14 protein-coding genes are annotated in these 17067 nt (G+C 62.7%); 3 read left to right on the forward strand and 11 right to left on the reverse strand.

Features of this window, described 5'->3' with window-relative positions:
* Positions 1 to 168: 168 nt before the first annotated feature.
* Both phoU and PVE73_RS24055 read right to left on the reverse strand, forming a co-directional pair.
* Positions 169 to 900 (reverse strand): phosphate signaling complex protein PhoU, encoded by a 732-nt coding sequence (gene phoU, locus PVE73_RS24050; RefSeq protein ID WP_277364659.1) that lies wholly within the window; start codon positions 898 to 900, stop codon positions 169 to 171.
* 137 nt (positions 901 to 1037) lie between these two features.
* Positions 1038 to 2306, reverse strand: a complete 1269-nt coding sequence (locus PVE73_RS24055) for an ATP-binding protein (RefSeq protein ID WP_277364660.1) — start codon at positions 2304 to 2306, stop codon at positions 1038 to 1040.
* Between the two features lie 77 nt (positions 2307 to 2383).
* Here PVE73_RS24055 and ppk2 point away from each other — a divergent pair, with 77 nt between their 5' ends.
* Positions 2384 to 3283 carry a polyphosphate kinase 2 gene (gene ppk2 / locus PVE73_RS24060; RefSeq protein WP_277364661.1) on the forward strand — a complete coding sequence of 300 codons (900 nt, stop codon included), beginning with the start codon at positions 2384 to 2386 and terminating at the stop codon, positions 3281 to 3283.
* Here the strand turns inward: ppk2 and PVE73_RS24065 are convergent.
* On the reverse strand, positions 3280 to 5211 hold the full coding sequence (locus tag PVE73_RS24065) for a glycosyltransferase (protein ID WP_277364662.1): 1932 nt from the start codon (positions 5209 to 5211) through the stop codon (positions 3280 to 3282). The genes ppk2 and PVE73_RS24065 overlap by 4 nt on opposite strands.
* Positions 5212 to 5615: 404 nt before the next feature.
* On the opposite strand from PVE73_RS24065, the gene PVE73_RS24070 reads away from it, so the two are divergent.
* Positions 5616 to 6449, forward strand: a complete 834-nt coding sequence (locus PVE73_RS24070; RefSeq protein ID WP_277364663.1) for a transporter substrate-binding domain-containing protein — start codon at positions 5616 to 5618, stop codon at positions 6447 to 6449.
* Between the two features lie 7 nt (positions 6450 to 6456).
* On the opposite strand, the gene PVE73_RS24075 is transcribed toward PVE73_RS24070, so the two are convergent.
* Complete coding sequence (locus PVE73_RS24075) at positions 6457 to 6870, reverse strand: tellurite resistance TerB family protein (protein ID WP_277364664.1); 414 nt, start codon at positions 6868 to 6870, stop codon at positions 6457 to 6459.
* A gap of 181 nt (positions 6871 to 7051) precedes the next feature.
* Between PVE73_RS24075 and PVE73_RS24080 the strand changes: the two genes are divergently transcribed.
* Positions 7052 to 8713 carry a lysine--tRNA ligase gene (locus PVE73_RS24080; RefSeq protein WP_277364665.1) on the forward strand — a complete coding sequence of 554 codons (1662 nt, stop codon included), beginning with the start codon at positions 7052 to 7054 and terminating at the stop codon, positions 8711 to 8713.
* Positions 8714 to 8744: 31 nt separating this feature from the next.
* Here the strand turns inward: PVE73_RS24080 and PVE73_RS24085 are convergent, their stop codons facing one another.
* The 7 genes from PVE73_RS24085 to PVE73_RS24115 all read right to left on the reverse strand — a co-directional run bounded on the left by PVE73_RS24085 (position 8745) and on the right by PVE73_RS24115 (position 16895).
* Positions 8745 to 9389, reverse strand: coding sequence for a helix-turn-helix transcriptional regulator (locus PVE73_RS24085; protein WP_277364666.1), 645 nt, complete (start codon positions 9387 to 9389; stop codon positions 8745 to 8747).
* Between the two features lie 100 nt (positions 9390 to 9489).
* Entirely contained in the window at positions 9490 to 10107 is a 618-nt protein-coding gene (locus PVE73_RS24090) for a 2-hydroxychromene-2-carboxylate isomerase (protein ID WP_277364667.1), read from the reverse strand.
* Between the two features lie 59 nt (positions 10108 to 10166).
* Entirely contained in the window at positions 10167 to 10712 is a 546-nt protein-coding gene (locus PVE73_RS24095; protein ID WP_277364668.1) for a thioesterase family protein, read from the reverse strand.
* A 60-nt stretch (positions 10713 to 10772) separates the two neighbouring features.
* Entirely contained in the window at positions 10773 to 12995 is a 2223-nt protein-coding gene (locus PVE73_RS24100) for a 3-hydroxyacyl-CoA dehydrogenase NAD-binding domain-containing protein (protein ID WP_277364669.1), read from the reverse strand.
* Between the two features lie 18 nt (positions 12996 to 13013).
* Positions 13014 to 14222 carry an acetyl-CoA C-acetyltransferase gene (locus tag PVE73_RS24105; protein WP_277364670.1) on the reverse strand — a complete coding sequence of 403 codons (1209 nt, stop codon included), beginning with the start codon at positions 14220 to 14222 and terminating at the stop codon, positions 13014 to 13016.
* Positions 14223 to 14329: 107 nt separating this feature from the next.
* Positions 14330 to 16126 carry an acyl-CoA dehydrogenase C-terminal domain-containing protein gene (locus PVE73_RS24110; protein ID WP_277364671.1) on the reverse strand — a complete coding sequence of 599 codons (1797 nt, stop codon included), beginning with the start codon at positions 16124 to 16126 and terminating at the stop codon, positions 14330 to 14332.
* 283 nt (positions 16127 to 16409) lie between these two features.
* Positions 16410 to 16895: a MerR family DNA-binding transcriptional regulator gene (locus PVE73_RS24115; protein WP_277364672.1), complete on the reverse strand. Its 486-nt coding sequence runs from the start codon at positions 16893 to 16895 to the stop codon at positions 16410 to 16412.
* Between the last annotated feature and the right edge of the window lie 172 nt (positions 16896 to 17067).

The raw sequence follows: 17067 nt of genomic DNA on the forward strand, positions 1-17067 counted from the left end.
CGAGCGGACCGATGGCCTGGGCGGCGCAAGCCGCCCTCTTTTTTCAGGCTTTGCAGGGACAGCGCCCGCACCCGGAGCGGCTCCCGTCAATCGAGCGGCGAACCGCCCAGTCCCTTGCCTCGGCTGCACTTGTGAAGGCCAAGGGATTCCGCTTGCCTGCAGAATTCCTTATCTGCCGGCTTCCATGGCGTCCTGCGGCGCGACGACCTTGTGGCTCTTGTCTTCTTTCGGCCGTTCCGGTGGCATCGTGGTGCCGGTGATGATGTGGTAGACCGTCTCGGCGATGTTCGTCGCGTGGTCACCGATGCGCTCGATGTTCTTGGCGCAGAAGATCAGATGCGTGCAGGCGGTGATGTTGCGCGGATCTTCCATCATGTAGGTCAGGAGTTCACGGAAGAGAGACGTGTACATGGCGTCAATCTCTTCGTCACGGTCGCGCACAACGCCGATCTTCTCGGCCGAGCGGGAGGCATAGGCGTCGAGAACTTCCTTGAGCTGTGCCAGCGCCAGGTCCGACAAGGCGGAGATGCCGCGGAAGAGGCGGGCAGGCTGGCGCGTCTCGGTGACGGCGACCACGCGCTTGGCGATGTTCTTGCCGAGATCGCCGATGCGCTCGAGATCACCGGAGATGCGGATCGCGCCGACGATCTCCCTAAGATCCGCAGCGACGGGCTGACGCTTGGCGATGATGACCACCGCCTTCTCACCGATCTCGCGTTCCTTGGTGTCGAGAAAGGCATCATCCTCGATCACTTTTCGCGCAAGATCAGTATCGCCGGTGACAAGCGCGGCCACGGCCTCATCAACCATGCGCTCGGCATAGCCGCCCATCCCGCCGATCTGGTTGGTGAGATAGCGCAATTCCTCGTCAAAGGAGCGCATGATGTGATCGCTTTGCATTCCGGGGCCTCCTGGAGCAAATCACCCCTGTGCCATTGGTACGCTATCTACGTGACGGAAAAAAGAAATAGGATAGGAGAGAAGATTTGCCAGCCACCGAATAACGGGCTCCGCCCTTCCGCGCTTTGGGTCAGAGTCTAATCGGGCGGGGGGAAATGCACGATAAAGGACGAGCCTTCGCCCACCTTGGAGCGCACGGAAAGCCGCGCGCCGTGACGGGTGAGGATGTGCTTGACGATCGCCAGGCCCAGCCCGGTGCCCTTCTGGGCGCGGCTCGTTTCCACATCGACGCGGTAGAAACGTTCCGTGATGCGCGGGATGTGCTCCTCCGCGATTCCCGGGCCGAAATCCGTCACCGTGACCGTCCGTTCGACATCCGGTTCCGTGCCGCTGGCGGAAATGACGACACGGCCGCCAGAGCTGCCATATTTGCAGGCATTCTCGAGGAGATTCTCGAAGACCTGTACCAGTTCGTCGCGATGGCCGGCCACCTCGACCGGCTGCTCCGGCACGTCGAGCTCGATCGTCACGCCCGACTCGCCAGCCAGATGCGCAAGAGCATCGCGCACACCGCCGATGAGGGGGCGCAGGTCCAGCCGGCCGCCGGGCTTCCCGTATGGCTTCACCTCCAGGCGCGACAAGGAGAGCAGATCGTCAATCAGCCGTGCCATGCGCGAGGTCTGGTCCTGCATGATCTCCAGGAAGGCGTCGCGTGCCTTGGCATCATCCCGGGCAGGGCCACGCAGCGTCTCGATGAAGCCGGCAATGGAGGCGAGCGGAGTGCGCAGCTCGTGGCTGGCATTGGCGATGAAATCGGCCCGCATACGATCGATCCGTCGTGCCTCGCTCTGGTCCTTGAAAAGCATGACAAAGAGGCCAGAATCGTCGCCGATCGCCATGGCTGAAACACGATAGGCGCGTTCGAAGGGTACGCGCTCGGCATAATCGATCGCAAACGGGCCTTTGCCGTTCTCCATTACCCGGGCGATGAAATCATGCATTTCGGGCGCGCGAAATTTGAGCTGAAGCGTCATGCCGGGTGCGATCGCGCCGAAGGCGGCGGAGGCCGCTTCGTTGGCAAAAACCACATCGCCGCGCGTGTCGAAGATATAGAGCGGGTCCTGGACCGCGGCGGCCAGATCGGTCGCAGGAAGGAGTTCCATGCGTCGCGTGCCGTGATCAGCCCGCTCTTCCGCTCGCAGTTCATTCGATTGTGCGGGGAAAAGTGCGGCCACAACCAGGAGGAAGGCGACCGCCAATGCCGCCGCCAGCCCGCTGCCCCCGAACCAGAGGTCGAGCGCAAGGCATGCCAGGGCAGCGGCCGCAAGCAGGACCGCGTTGCCGGCCAGCCTTTCGCCGACCCGCACCGCAAAATCCTGCAGAGAGCTCCTCTTCTTCTCTTCCATTCCAAGCCCCAACAGCCTCTAGACCCTACGTGATGCCGCAGATAGCATCCAACCTATTGCCGCAAGGGATAAAGTTTATGAACAAAGCTCTGGATAAGTTCTCCATTCCCGACACAAAACCGCTGCAATTCGTGAGCGACGGCGTCGAGCGCGAATTCGACATCGATGATCCGAAGCTGCCGCGCTGGATCAAGAATCGGGTGCTGACGGCGGGCGGCTATCCTCACAAGCAAAAGCTCAAGCGGGAAAAATATGACGAGCAACTGGAGGCGCTTCAGATCGAGCTGGTCAAGCTCCAGAGCTGGCTGCAGGCGACAGGCAGCCGCGTCATGGCGCTGTTCGAAGGGCGAGATGCGGCCGGCAAGGGCGGCGCAATCCACCGCATCCGCCAGAACATGAATCCGCGCCTCGCTCGCAATGTGGCATTGCCGAAGCCCACGGAAACAGAACGCGGCCAGTGGTATTATCAGCGATACATCGCTCATTTCCCGACGGCCGGCGAGTTCGTGACCTTCGACCGCTCCTGGTACAACCGCGGCACAGTCGAGCCAGTGATGGGTTTCTGCACTCCGGCCGAGCATGCGCTGTTTCTGGAGGAGACGCCGAATTTCGAACACGCCATCGTGAAAGACGGCACCCATTTCTTCAAATTCTGGCTGAACATCGGCAGGGAGACGCAGCTCAAGCGCTTCCATGATCGCCGGCACAGTCCGCTGAAATGCTGGAAGTTCTCGCCGATGGATGTGAAGGGCATGGAAAAGTGGGACGACTACACACGCATGCGCGACCTCATGATCGAGCGCACCCATTCCGACCACGCCCCCTGGACGATCGTCCTGGCGAACGACAAACGCCGCGCGCGGCTTGCCGTCATGCGCCGTATCCTGCTTTCCCTGCCCTATGCGGGGCGGGACGAGGACGCGATCGGGGAGGAGGACTCCAAAGTGATCGGGTCTGGACTGGACTTCCTGCGCTAGCTTTCCTGCCCTCTTCGCCGGCGCGCCCGATGCGGGGTCTTCTCCCAGGCGTGGGGGCAGCGATAGAGCTGCCACAAGGCGCGCCAGGCGGCGGCCGAGAGCAGAAGCCAGTAAAGAGGGACCAGGAGCACATGCCGCCAAAAGCCGCGCTGCTCCGTCTTCGGCATGGTGCGCCAGCCGAGCGCAAGGAAGGCGCCATGGCCAAATATGACATTGGTCGCGTCGAGCGCCAGCAGCGCGGCGTAGTGCTCGACCTGCGGCCCACCGGCCAACATCAGGGAGATCAGGACGAGCGCGCTCAGGACAAACCCCGCATAAGCGAGAGCCGAGAGCCACATGCCCAGCGTCAGTATCTGCACAACCGCAAAGGATGCTCCACCGAGCTCGCGATAAAGCCGCGGTACATCCCGCATATGCACGAGCCAGGTCTGCGCCCAGCCCTTGAACCAGCGCGTGCGCTGCGGCAGCCACACGCGTGCGGCCGTGGGCGCATCCTCATAGGTGGGGGAACCGATCGTGCCCGTCCTGTAGCCCCGGCGTGCCAAGCGCAGACCAAGGTCAGCATCCTCCGTGACGTTATACGGATCCCAGCCGCCAATTTCCTCAAGCACGGAGCGGCGGAAATGATTCGAGGTGCCGCCGAGGGGCAGGACGAGATTGCGCCGCGCAAGCCACGGAAGCATGCCCTGGAACAGGGCCGAATATTCGAGGGCAAACATGGAAGCGATCCAGCCCTCGCGCCTGTTGGTAATCACGAGGGGCGCCTGAAGGCAGGCCAGATCCTCGGCGGACGTGCGAAAGCGTTCCCAGGCCGCGGCGAGCTGAAACGGATGGGGCCGATCCTCCGCGTCGAAGAGAACCACGAATTCGCCCGTGGTCATAGGCAATGCATAGGAGAGCGCCTTGGGCTTCGTGCGCGGCCCACGCGGGGGCACCTCGATCACCTCGACCCACGGCCGAAGCTCCTGCGCTCGAATGGCGGCAAGTGTCTCCAGATCGTCGCTTTCACAGACCAGCTTGATCTCTAGTTTGCTGCGCGGCCAAACGAGCCGCCCCAGGGACACAAGCAGTTCCGGCACCACCTCCGCCTCTTTATAGAGTGCCACCAGCACGGTGTAGACCGGCATCTGCTCGGCGCGCATCGTCCTCAGCACTGCCGGCGGAGTGGGATTGCGCGCCCCTTGGCTGACCGCCACACGCAGCGCCACGCATATGAAGAAGAAGAGCGAAAGCACGACATGAAGCGTGACCAGCGCAGCGGAAGGAGCGAGGGCCAGGCCCGTGACAGCGAGCGTCGTGACCGCCCCCATCGCGATTCCCTGCCAGGCATTGAGCACATGACGCGCCGACAGGTCGGGCGCCTTTTCGAACAGGCCATGGACGGCGATGTGCGCCAGATCCTTCTTCGAGCGGTCGCGGATGGCGCGGCGGAGCGCGGAAGGGGTAACGATGCGCAGACAAGCGCCAAGGCTGGGCCGACGGTGCAGAAAGGATTGCATCGCCACTATGTCGAGGCGCTCGGGAGCAATCAGGTATGTTGTCCTGTCGAGACCCCGCATCGCAATGACCGGCCCGGTTCCGTAGGGAAGGCGGAGCGCCCGGAGATTCTGCCGCTCCAAGAGCAGGAGGCTTTCGGGGGAGACCTCGCCATCGAAGGGGAGGCCCAGATACAAAGCGAGCGCATGGAAAAGATCGACCTCGCTGACGCTGCCCGATGCCAGCAACTCGCCCTGGAAGTACACGCCTGCCAAACGCGCCCGCAAATCGATATCGCGCATCTCCCGCAAGGACATGCCGAGCCGTTCCAGAATCGGTTGCCATTCGGCGAGGCCGGACGGCGCCACATTCTCCAGCCCCATCATACTTTTCGGCAGGTCGACGGGACGGTCAATCTTTTCAAACGTGCCGCCGGAGCTACTCACATACATGAGCCCCTCACTTTCTCAGCAGGATAGGAATTGGTGCGGGAAGTCGCCTCAGAAGTGCCCGGACATGCCGATGTGCACTCCTTCGCGAGAGGATTTAGCACCTCTTCGCCAAAGACGCGGCCAGTCAAACACGGCACAGACGCAAAAGCGTCGCCGGCTCCCCAAAGGTTCCGCTTTCATATCGCCCCCTATGCGGCACCGACACACTTGCTGTCCCACGGCGCCTGCCGTTCACATATTGTTAAACTTGCTTCTCCCAGTCAATGGGCGACACACGCAAAAGTATTCCCATCAAGATTCTTTCAGCTCGCACGGGTGGTTACCCGGCAGCGATCCGCTTCTTTCGAGCGTTTGACGAAAAGCGCCTCAACGCTGTACGGAGGCAGGCGGATGGAGGCTATCCCTTGAGCAACTGGAAAAGCATCATTCTGGCAATCGTGCTGAGCGCAGCTGTGGCGCAGCCCGGCCTCGCGCAGGCCATTCCGAGCTTCTGGGATGCCAAACAGCGGCTGGCAAAACCAGACGTTTCCACCTTGCAGCGGCTGCGCTTTCTCACCACCACCGATTTCTTCCCGTTCAATTTCCTTGACGAAGACGGGCGGCTCAACGGGTTTCACGTCGATCTCGCGCGCGCCATATGCCGCGAACTGGATATGCTCAGCCGGTGCCAGATCCAGGCCATCCCGTTCGACGAGCTCGAAGGCGCGCTCGAGCACGGAGACGGTGAAGCCGTCATCGCCGGGCTGGCGATCACGCGCGAAAGCCGCGAGACATTTCTTTTTTCCCACCCCTATCTGGCGTTTCCGGCGCGTTTCGTCGCACGCAGGGAAATCGAGCTAGAGGAGCCGATCCATGAGGCGGTCAAGGCGAAGAAGGTGGGCGTGGTGGAAGGCACCGCGCACGAGCGGATGCTGGGGGATCTCTTCGCCGGCGCGCAAGCGGTTGCCTTTTCCGGTGAAGCACAGCTTACGACTGCGCTCGCCGAGGGAAAGATCGATGCCGCATTCGGTGATGGCATGCGCTTCGCATTCTGGCTCGCTCAGGAGGGCAAGAAATGCTGCGCGTTCGCCGGCGGGCCCTATCTCGCGCCCGAATATCTGGGCCAGGGCCTCGCCATCGCGGTTCCCCAAGACCAGCCCGCACTCGCGCAGGCGCTCGATTACGCGCTGCAGCAGATCGATGCGGACGGCACTTTCGCCGAACTCTATTTGCGCTACTTTCCGATCAGCTTCTACTAACCGGGGTTCACAGCGACCGATGGCGCGCCCGGGCGGCACGCTCGATCGCAGCCGCCACGATGGGCTCCAGCTTCAGGCGCCTGCGAACGATCTGGAGCATGCGCATCTCCTCAGGTTCGACATAAAGATCCGCGGCGACGACGTCGACTGCAACCGCATAGGCCGTATCGTAAAGATCGGACGGAATCGCGTCGCGCACGAGGTCGAGAACACGTTCGGGCCCGTTCTCCGTCTGTAAGAGCCTTTGGCACTTCTTCGCGGTCTGGATGATGTGCTCCTCATCGAACCCGTCGAAGACGGGTAGCGTACGGACGAGCCGGCCGATGCTGCCGAGTTCCGCGTCGGTCATGTCGCGATCGGCGGCCGAGGTGACGACCATCAGATAGATCAAAGCTTCCTGGGGTGACGGCGTGTCGCTCATGCGCATTCCTTCAATTGTTCACGTGCCGAAGGTAGGAGTGCTCCGCGCCGTCTGCAACGAAGAATCGCGTTGCGATTGACGCACGGCGCAGGTGGGCTTACACGCCACACGGCGCCCGGCCTGAAAACGGCCCTACGGCTACCGCGGAGCGCTGAAAACATCACAGTCACCGGACAGCAATATGACGACGACGCTTCAACACGCGCTTGAACTTACCCCGGAAGTGCTGCAGGCGGCCGCGGACAGCAAAGCCTGGCCCTTCGAGGAGGCGCGGAAAATCGTCAAACGCTACGAGGGGCGCAGCTTCCCAGAGACGGTGATTTTCGAGACCGGCTACGGGCCCTCGGGCCTGCCGCATATCGGCACTTTCGGCGAGGTGGCACGCACCTCGATGGTGCGGCACGCCTTCCGCGTGATCACCGGGGACAAGGTGAAGACCAAGCTCATCTGCTTCTCGGACGACATGGACGGGATGCGTAAGATTCCGGACAACGTGCCCAACCAGGACATGCTGCGCGCGCATCTGGGCAAGCCGCTGACGCGCGTGCCGGACCCGTTCTCGAACGAGTATCCCTCCTTCGGGGCGGCCAATAATGCGCGGCTCAGGGCCTTCCTCGACCGGTTCGGCTTCGACTACGAATTCGCCAGCGCTACCGACTATTATACGTCCGGCCGGTTCGACGAGGTGCTGTTGCGCGCGGTGGAGCGCTACGACGAGATCATGGCCGCCATGCTGCCGACGCTCGGCGAGGAGCGGCAGGCGACCTACAGCCCCTTCCTGCCGGTCTCGCCCAGGACGGGCCGTGTGCTATACGTGCCGATGAAGCATGTGGACGCGCAGAATGGCACCATCACCTTCGACGACGAGGACGGCACCGAGGTGACGCTGCCTGTCACCGGCGGGCATGTGAAGATGCAATGGAAGCCGGATTTCGGGATGCGCTGGGCCGCGCTCGGCATCGATTTCGAGATGTTCGGCAAGGATCACGGCCCGAACGCGGCGCTCTACGACCGCATCTGCACCATCCTCGGCGGCCAGCCACCGGAGCACTTCATCTACGAGCTCTTCCTCGACGAGCAGGGCCAGAAGATCTCGAAATCGAAGGGCAACGGGCTCACCATCGACGAGTGGCTGACCTACGCGCCGACGGAGAGCCTGTCGCTCTACATGTTCCAGAAGCCGAAGGCGGCAAAGAAGCTCTATTTCGACGTCATCCCGAGGGCGGTTGACGATTACTACGCGTTCCTCTCGGCCTATCCGCGCCAGGAATGGCAGAACCGGCTCGGTAATCCCGTCTGGCACATCCACGACGGCAACCCGCCGGATATCGACCTGCCGGTGCCCTTTGCGCTGCTGCTCAACCTCGTGAGCGCTTCCAATGCGCACGAGAAGGGCGTCCTCTGGGGTTTTATCTCGCGCTACGCGCCGGGTGTGACACCGCAGACGCATCCCGAGCTCGACCGGCTGACGGAGTACGCGATCCGCTATTTCGACGATTTCGTGAAGCCCGCGAAAACGTTTCGCGGGCCGGACGAGGTCGAGCGCCAGGCGCTGGAGGCGCTCGAAGCGAAGCTCGCCAGCCTGCCCGAAGGGGCTGATGGCGAGGAGATCCAGAGCGCGGCCCTGGACGTTGCGCGCGGGATCGAGCGCTACCAGGATCATTCCAAGCAGAGCCCGAGCGGCGGCCCCGGCGTTTCCGTCGCCTTCTTCCAGATGCTGTACCAGGTGCTTCTGGGCCAGGAGCGCGGGCCACGCTTCGGCTCCTTCGCCGCACTTTACGGCCTCACGGAGACGCGGGCGCTGATCAAAAAAGCCCTGAAAGGGGAATTGATCGCCGGTTAGAGCTTCCACCCTTCCCATGCGGGGAGGGTGGCTACTGGCTCGCCCACACGATGCGGGCGATCCACTCCACTTCATCATTGCCGAAAACGCGGTTCGGGTGATCGGGGTTGAGGGACAGGAGCTCGATCTGGCGCGGCGTCTGGCGCAGGAGAATCTTTGCCATCACCTCGCCCTCCATTGTCCTGACGACAACACGGTCGCCGCGCCGCACGGCAGCGGATGGCTCGACCACGAGCATATCACCATTGCGGTAGAGCGGCAGCATGGAATCGCCCTGCACTGCCAGCGCATAGGCTGCCTCGCTTACCTGGCCGGGCAGTTCCACCTCTTCCCAGCCCTGCCCGACGGGAAAGCCCGCATCGGTGAAGAAGCCGCCGGCACCAGCCTGGGCAAAGCCGATGAGCGGAACGCTGATGCGGTCCGGCCTCCGCCGCGCGGATTCGCCTGTCGCGTCGATCAGCGCCACAAACTCGCCGAGCGAGGCACCGGTAGCATCGATGATCTTGGCGAGCGATTCCGTCGACGGCCAGCGCGGCCGCCCATCGGGGGAATAGCGCTTGGAGCGGTTGAAGGCGGTGGAATCGAGCCCGGCTTTCCTGGCGAGGCCAGAGGCGGACAGCGAATGGCGCGCTGCGAGCGCGTCGATAGCCGCCCAGACCTTTTCGTGCGAAAGCACGCCCCTCTTCCTCCACCAGTCCGCTGCTCCTCAGGCAGGAAGCGCCTGTGGGAAAAGCTGTTCTAAACCCTGCCGAATCGCTTGTCCACAAACCGATGGTTCAAGCGGAGAACGCTTTTCGGCCGCTGGCGAGCGCCTGATCGAGATATTCGAGCCTGTCCTGCCCCCAGAAGGGCTCGCCATCAAGGATCCAGCAGGGTACGCCCACGGCATCGGCGGCTATGGCATCCTGTGAATTGCGGTCGCGGATCGCGGCAGTCTTGGGCTTGCCTGCAGCTTCCAGGATGGCATCCGCGTCGAACCCTTCGGCCTCGAGATGCACGGCAAGGGTGGCGGGATCGGCGATGTCTTCCTCGTTGGCCCAGACCGACGCCAGCACACGCTCCATATAGCTCAGCGGATCGTGGCCCGCTTCCACCAGCGCGACGATGGTGTGATCGGCCAGCGCAGGATCAACCGGCCAGAATTTCGGCTTCACGTGGATCGGCAGGCCGCGATAGTCGCCAACGCGCTGCAACTCGATCCTTCGGTAGCGCTGGCGGACAGGCGGACGTTGCGCCAGCGGCAGCGCACCGGAATTGTCGAAGACGGGCCCGAGATTCACGGGCTTCACGTTAACCGCGGCACCGTGCTTGTGCGCGATGGCGCGGAATGTCTGGTGTCCAAGATAGGTGAAGGGCGAAACGGACGTCATGTAGTAGTCGATGGTCGCAGGCATGGGGCCTCCTGTGCGATTCAGGGAGGAACGTAGAGGGCGATGATGTAGCGGAAAAGGCCTCAGTCGAAAGTTTTCGCCAGCGTCCGCAGCCCCTGATGCGAGGCCATGAAGGCCTTTTCCTCCTCACTCGGCGGTCGCGGAGGATGGTCGTTGTCCATGGCGGCCATCACTTCGCCCACCTCGAGAAAGCAGCGGTTGCGGAAATCATAGACCCCGCCGGTGGTCAGGATGATGGCGGCCGTGCGTCCGTCCGCAAGCACGAAACGGTGCCGGCCGATGATCTGCGTGCCCTCCCACGTCTCGATGGTGGTGACGAGCTCGAAGCGCTGCCATAGACGGATTTCCCGGACATAGCTTACCTGCAGCCCGCCGAGCAGCGGCCCCCAGCCGCGTTTGCGGGCGGTGGTGAGCAGCCCGCTGCGGAAGAAGATGTCCATGCGCCCGAGATCCGCCAGCATCATGTAGCGGGCATTGTTCAGGTGGAAATTCATGTCGATGTCGGAAGGCAGGCAGCGGAGCGGTATCCTGCTCTCTTCGCCCATCTTGAAGCGCCCCCGGCGGCGGCCGGTGACCGCCACGCGCAGGAGCCTGAACCAGACATACATGACAGTTGCTCCGCATTGTAAAAAGCGCCGGCCCTTCGCGGCTGAAGGGCCGGCGCCCGATCAGGCGGCCTTCTTCAACGCGCCAGCGCCTTCCGGCGCAAAACGGGTATAGAAGGTCTCCCCCTTCTCAGCCATGTCGAGGAGCAGCTTGGGCGGCTTGAACTGCTTGCCGTACTTTTTCTGCAGGCGCTGCGCGCGCTTGGCAAATTCGGCGGCCCCCACCCCGTCGATAAGCGACAGGACGCCGCCCGTATAGGGCGCAAAGCCGAAGGCCAGGATGGACCCCACATCCGCCTCGCGCGGGTCGGTGACGATCCCTTCCTCCATCACGCGGGCGGCCTCGAGTGCGATGACATAGAGGAAGCGGGCCTTCAGCTCCTCCACGTCAATCCCATCGGGGTCCTGCTGGCGGCAAAGGTCCTTGAGGCCCGGCCACAGGAACTTCTTAGCCGGCTTCTGCGGATATTCGTAGAAGCCCTTGCCGTTCTTGCGACCGTGGCGGCCGTGCTTGTCGACCATCGTGTCGATCAGGTCCATGTGGCGGGGGTCGACCGCCTTTTCGCCCAGGTCGCGGACAGTCTGCTTCATGATCTTCTGGGCGAGATCGATCGCCGTCTCGTCCGTCAGCGCGAGCGGCCCTACCGGCATTCCGGCCATACGGGCCGCGTTCTCGATCATGGGCGCGGGTACGCCCTCGATCAGCATGGAGTATGCCTCCTGCATGTAACGAAGCACGCAGCGGTTCACGTAAAAACCACGCGTGTCGTTGACCACGATCGGCGTCTTCCTGATGGCGCGGACGTAATCGATGGCGAGCGCCAGCGCCTTGTCGCCCGTCTTCTTGCCGAGGATGATCTCGACCAGCATCATCCTGTCGACAGGCGAGAAGAAGTGGATGCCGACGAAGTTCTTGGGCCGCCTCGCGTTCCTGGCAAGACTCGTGATCGGGATTGTGGACGTGTTGGAGGCAAAGACGGCGGAGGATTTCAGGACGGCTTCGGCCTTTTCCGTGACCTCCCTCTTCACGTTCGAATCCTCGAACACCGCCTCGATCACGAGATCGGCGCCTTCGAGCGCGGCGTAATCCGATGTAGCGGTGATGAGGGAGAGGAGTTTTTCCTTCTCCTCCGCCGCGGCGCGGCCCTTCTTGATGAGGCCGTCCAGAAGGTTAGCGGAATGGGCCTTGCCCTTGTCGGCCGCTTCCTGATCACGGTCGATCAGTACCACAGGGATTCCAGCCTTCGCAGTGACATAGGCGATGCCGGCGCCCATGAAGCCCGCGCCGAGGACACCGACCTTGCGGATTTTTTTAGCCGGCACATCTTTTGGTCGGCGCGCTCCCTTGTTGAGTTCCTGCAGCGAGACGAAGAGCGAGCGGATCATCGCCGCCGCCTCCTTCGACTGCATGATTTCCGTGAAATAGCGCTGCTCGATGCGGAGTGCTGTATCGAACGGCACCAGAAGACCCTCGTAGACGCACTTCAAGATGGCGGTCGCGGCAGGGTAGTTGCCGTAGGTCTCGCGGCGCAGGATGGCGATCGCCGGCGGCCAGAGATTGGCGCCCGCGGCCGAATAGACCGGCCCGCCCGGCAGTTTGAAGCCCTTTTCGTCCCAAGGCTGAGCCGGCTTCAGCCCGTCCTTGATCATCTTTTTCGCCGTGTCGATCAGTTTTCGGCGCGGGACGATCTCATGCACCAGCCCCATGGCCTTCGCTTTCTTGGGGCTCAGGTTCTGGCCGGAGGTGAGCATCTGCAGAGCCTCCTGCGTGTTGGCGAGCCGCGGCACGCGCTGGGTGCCGCCCGCGCCCGGGAAGATGCCGACCTTCACCTCGGGCAAGGCCAGCTTCACGCTATCATCGTCCATCGCCACGCGCCCGTGGCAGGCAAGCGAAAGCTCGAACGCGCCGCCCATGCAGGTGCCGTTGATGGCGGAGACCCAGGGTTTGCCAGAGGTTTCGAGCTTACGCCACAGCTTGCTCATGCGGCCGGCATTGTCGAAGAGTTCTCTGGTCGCTTTATCGGGGTTTTTCGCCCTCTCCTTGTGGAACTGGCCCAGCATCTTCTGCAGCATGGTGAGATCCGCGCCGCCGGAGAAGCTGTCCTTGCCTGACGTGAAGACTGCGCCCTTGATGCCTTGCTCGCCGGATACCCGATCGATGATCGTCTCCAGCTCTCCCATTACCTCTTCGGTGAAGACGTTCATGGAGCGGTCCGGCATGTTCCAGGTGACGAGCACGATGCCGTCGGCGTCGGTTTCGACGGTGAAGTTCTTATAGTCGGCCATGATGCTTTCCTCTCCCGCCTAGACCCGCTCGATGATGGTGGCCGTACCCATGCCGGCGCCGATGCAGAGGGTGACCAGCGCTGTGTTCAGGTCACGCCGCTCCAACTCGTCGAGCACCGTGCCGAAGATCATGGCGCCGGTGGCGCCGAGCGGGTGGCCCATGGCGATGGCGCCGCCATTCACGTTGATCTTGTCGCCGTCGATATCGAAGGCCTGGATGTAGCGCAGTACGACAGAAGCGAAGGCCTCGTTCAACTCGAAGAGATCGACGTCGGAGATCTTCATCTTCGCCTTCTTCAGAAGCTTCTCCGTCACGTCCACCGGTCCTGTGAGCATGATGGCCGGCTCCGAGCCGATATTGGTGAAGGCGCGGATCTTCGCACGGGGCTTCAGCCCCATGGATTTGCCGGCACTTTTGGAGCCGAGGAGGACTGCAGCGGCCCCATCGACGATACCCGACGAATTGCCGGCGTGGTGGACGTGGTTAACGCTTTCGATCTCCGGGTAGCGCTGAACGGCTACCGCATCGAAGCCGCCCATCTCGCCGGGCATGACGAAAGAGGGATTTAGGGAGGCCAATGCCTGCATATCCGTGTCCGGGCGCATGTGCTCGTCGCGGTCGAGGATGGCGAGGCCGTTCTGATCCTTGACGGGAATGACCGAGTTTTTGAAGTAACCCTTCTCCCAGGCCTTCTTTGCACGCTTCTGGCTTTCCACGGCATAGGCATCCACGTCGTCACGGGAGAAGCCGTATTTCGTGGCAATGAGATCGGCCGAGACTCCCTGCGGCATGAAGTAGGCGGGAAGACCAACCGACGGGTCCATGAACCATGCGCCGCCCGACATGCCCATGCCGACACGCGACATGGACTCCACGCCACCGGCAATCACGATCTCGTCCGAGCCGCCGGCGATCTTGGCCGCACCCAGGTTGACGGCGTCCAGGCCTGAGGCGCAGAAGCGCGAGATCTGCATGCCCGGCGCGCTATTGTCATAGCCCGCTTCGAACGCGGCTGACCGCGGGATCACCGAACCGGCCTCGCCCACCGGATCGACGCAGCCGAAGATGATGTCGTCCACCAACCGCGTGTCGAGCTGATTTCGGTCGCGCACCGCCTCCAGCATCTTAGCCGCAAGGCGCACGGCCGGCACTTCATGCAGCGCGCCGTCCTTCTTGCCGCGGCCGCGCGGCGTGCGCACGGCATCATAGACATATGCGTCAGCCATTTGGTTCTCCCGTCAGTTCCAACCTGGGCTCGGCCCGGTCGGCCTGGATTTCATCGAAACGCCCGCAAGCGGGGGCTATGGAACAGGAATGTCAGCGAAATGCCAACTCAAAACGCTTCCGCCGGCAGCGCCATCACCGTGTCGGCACCGGAGGAGATCCGCACCAGATGAGCCGATGTTTCCGGCATCGCGCGCTCCATGAAGAAGCGGCCAAGAGTGAGCTTCCGTTCCATGAAACCGGCGCCGCCGCCGGCGCCCTGCGCGAGGCTGTCCTGCGCCACCTTCACCATGCGAGCCCACATGAAACCAAAGGCCACGAGGCCGAAGAGGTGCATGTAGTCATAGGAGGCGGCACCCGCATTGTCCGGCTTCTGCATCGCATTCTGCATCAGCCAGAGGGTTGCGGCCTGAAGATCGCTCAGTCCCTTCTTCAGCGCCTTGGTATAGGGCGCCATCTTCTCGTCCGAGCGATGCTCCTCGCAGAAGTCTCCGACCGTCTTGAAGAAGGTCTGCACCGCGCGCCCGCCATTCTGGGCGAGCTTGCGACCGACGAGATCGAGCGCCTGGATGCCGTTGGCCCCCTCGTAGATCATGGCGATGCGGGCATCGCGCACGAACTGGCTCATGCCGTGCTCTTCGATATAGCCGTGGCCGCCGAAGACCTGCTGGGCCATCACCGCATGCTCGAAGCCCTTGTCGGTGAGCACGCCCTTCAGCACCGGCGTCATGAGGGCGAGATGGTCTTCCGCCTCCTGCCGCGCCTTCTCATCCTCGCTGCGATTGGCGATGTCGGATTGCAGCGCAATCCAGAGCAGAGCCGCGCGGCCCGCCTCGTTGAAGGCGCGGATCGTCATCAGATTGCGGCGGATGTCCGGGTGGACGATAATGGGATCCGCCTTTTTGTCCGGCGCCTTGGGCCCGGAGAGGGAGCGGCCCTGGAGGCGCTCGCGGGCATAGTCGGCGGCGTTCTGATAGGCGGCTTCGGAAACGGCGAGGCCCTGTAAGGCAACGCCAAGCCGGGCCTCGTTCATCATGGTGAACATGGCCTTCAGCCCACCATTCTCCGCGCCGAGGAGGAAACCCTCCGCCTCGTCATAGTTCATCACACAGGTGGCATTGCCGTGGATGCCCATCTTCTCCTCGATCGAGCCGCAGGAGACGCCGTTCGGCCCGCCAAGATTGCCGGCCTTGTCGAGCTTGAGCTTCGGCACGATGAAAAGCGAGATTCCCTTGGTGCCTTCCGGCGCGCCCTCGATGCGGGCAAGCACCAGATGGATTATGTTTTCCGCCATGTCATGTTCGCCGGCGGAGATGAAGATCTTCTGGCCGGAAATCTTGTAGCTGCCGTCGCCGTTGGGAACCGCCTTGGTGCGGAGCAGGCCCAGGTCGGTGCCGCAATGCGGCTCCGTCAGGTTCATTGTGCCGGTCCAGCCCCCTTCCACCATCTTGGGTAGGAAGGTTTGCTTCTGCTCATCCGTGCCGTGGGTGAGAATGGCTGCGATGGCGCCCTGGGTGAGGCCCGGATACATCATCAGCGCCATATTGGCCGAGGAAAGGAACTCGCCGACGGCCGTGTGGACCAGATAGGGCAGGCCTTGACCGCCATATTCGGCGGGCGAGGAAAGCCCCATCCATCCACCCTCGCAATATTGCCGGTAGGCCTCCGCAAAACCCTTGGGCGTGGAAACGGAGCCGTCCTCGTGACGCACGCAACCTTCCATATCGCCCGCGCGATTGAGCGGCTGCATCACGTTTTCGGCGAGCTTCGCGCCCTCATCCAGAATTGCTTCCAGCACGTCCGGAGAGAGGTCGGCAAATCCCGCTATATTGTCGAGGCGTTGGTAGTTGAGCACATCGCGGATGACGAAGGCGGTGTCCCGCACAGGCGCGCGATAGATCGGCATCGATATCTCTCCCAGAATGCGTTCCTGGCCGCAGTCGGAAATGGCCACGAAAGACCCGGGCTCTCTAACAAATTTTGACGTTCGCGTAAACGTAAATATTTACGCAAGCGGAGGGGAATGCGCTGCGAACGCGAAGGAGGATGCGAAGAGGGCTTCTCTCCCCTTCGGATACGTCCCTGTTCGGCGGTGGGGCTGGAGCGGATTGCGTTCGCATCCGCTGGCGCGTTCCGCTCCATTTCTTTGTTTCAGCCGCATTTGCGCGACGGCAAGTGTTTCCACTTGCCTACGGAAAACGCTCTAGCCCGCCATGGGAAGACGTGGAAAGCCCCGGCGTTCCGTGATCCAACCGAGTGCGGATATCGCGGATCATGCTGGCCAATTCGCCCGCGGCCTCCTCGATCTCGTTATGCCGGTTCTCCAGATGCTCCATCTGTTTCTCGGCCTTTCCGAGGAACAGCTTGAGCTGTTGAACGGTAGCGCCGCCAGAGCCGTAGAGCTCCAGGATCTGCTTCATATCACGCAACGGAAAGCCGATCTTCCGGCAGCGCAGCACGAGCTTCAGCCGCCTCCTGTCGGCTTCGCTGTAGAGGCGCGTGAGGCCGTCTCTCCTGGGGTGCAGCAGTCCCTTGTCCTCGTAGAAGCGCAGCGTGCGCAGCGTCACGCCGAATTCCCGGGCCAGTTCGCCGATGCGAAAGTAATGATCCCGCTTGTCGCGGACGACTTTGCGGGCAGCCGCGCCACCCGCCATTCCTACAATACCCACTTCCATAACTTTTCCCTTCCGGGTTACCAGGCCGCCTTTCTGCCCGCGATATCCGCGGGTGGGAAAACTCCCCGGGGCCGATCTTCAAAAACGCGGGCGGCATACACCGCGCGCAACGCAGATATTCGCCGATGCCCGCGTCATTTCAAGCCCTGGTGCGTGACGGAGGGCTCACAAT

This window comes from Chelativorans sp. AA-79, assembly GCF_029457495.1.
Classification (GTDB): domain Bacteria; phylum Pseudomonadota; class Alphaproteobacteria; order Rhizobiales; family Rhizobiaceae; genus Chelativorans.

Excerpts from the sequence above, each read along its gene's own strand:
- ppk2 (WP_277364661.1), top strand. The coding sequence starts at position 2,384 with ATGAACAAAGCTCTGGATAAGTTCTCCATTCCCGACACAAAACCGCTG.
- PVE73_RS24055 (WP_277364660.1), bottom strand. The coding sequence starts at position 2,306 with ATGGAAGAGAAGAAGAGGAGCTCTCTGCAGGATTTTGCGGTGCGGGTC.
- PVE73_RS24065 (WP_277364662.1), bottom strand. The coding sequence starts at position 5,211 with ATGTATGTGAGTAGCTCCGGCGGCACGTTTGAAAAGATTGACCGTCCC.
- PVE73_RS24080 (WP_277364665.1), top strand. The coding sequence starts at position 7,052 with ATGACGACGACGCTTCAACACGCGCTTGAACTTACCCCGGAAGTGCTG.
- PVE73_RS24100 (WP_277364669.1), bottom strand. The coding sequence starts at position 12,995 with ATGGCCGACTATAAGAACTTCACCGTCGAAACCGACGCCGACGGCATC.
- PVE73_RS24110 (WP_277364671.1), bottom strand. The coding sequence starts at position 16,126 with ATGCCGATCTATCGCGCGCCTGTGCGGGACACCGCCTTCGTCATCCGC.
- PVE73_RS24115 (WP_277364672.1), bottom strand. The coding sequence starts at position 16,895 with ATGGAAGTGGGTATTGTAGGAATGGCGGGTGGCGCGGCTGCCCGCAAA.
- PVE73_RS24105 (WP_277364670.1), bottom strand. The coding sequence starts at position 14,222 with ATGGCTGACGCATATGTCTATGATGCCGTGCGCACGCCGCGCGGCCGC.
- PVE73_RS24075 (WP_277364664.1), bottom strand. The coding sequence starts at position 6,870 with ATGAGCGACACGCCGTCACCCCAGGAAGCTTTGATCTATCTGATGGTC.
- PVE73_RS24095 (WP_277364668.1), bottom strand. The coding sequence starts at position 10,712 with ATGTATGTCTGGTTCAGGCTCCTGCGCGTGGCGGTCACCGGCCGCCGC.
- phoU (WP_277364659.1), bottom strand. The coding sequence starts at position 900 with ATGCAAAGCGATCACATCATGCGCTCCTTTGACGAGGAATTGCGCTAT.
- PVE73_RS24090 (WP_277364667.1), bottom strand. The coding sequence starts at position 10,107 with ATGCCTGCGACCATCGACTACTACATGACGTCCGTTTCGCCCTTCACC.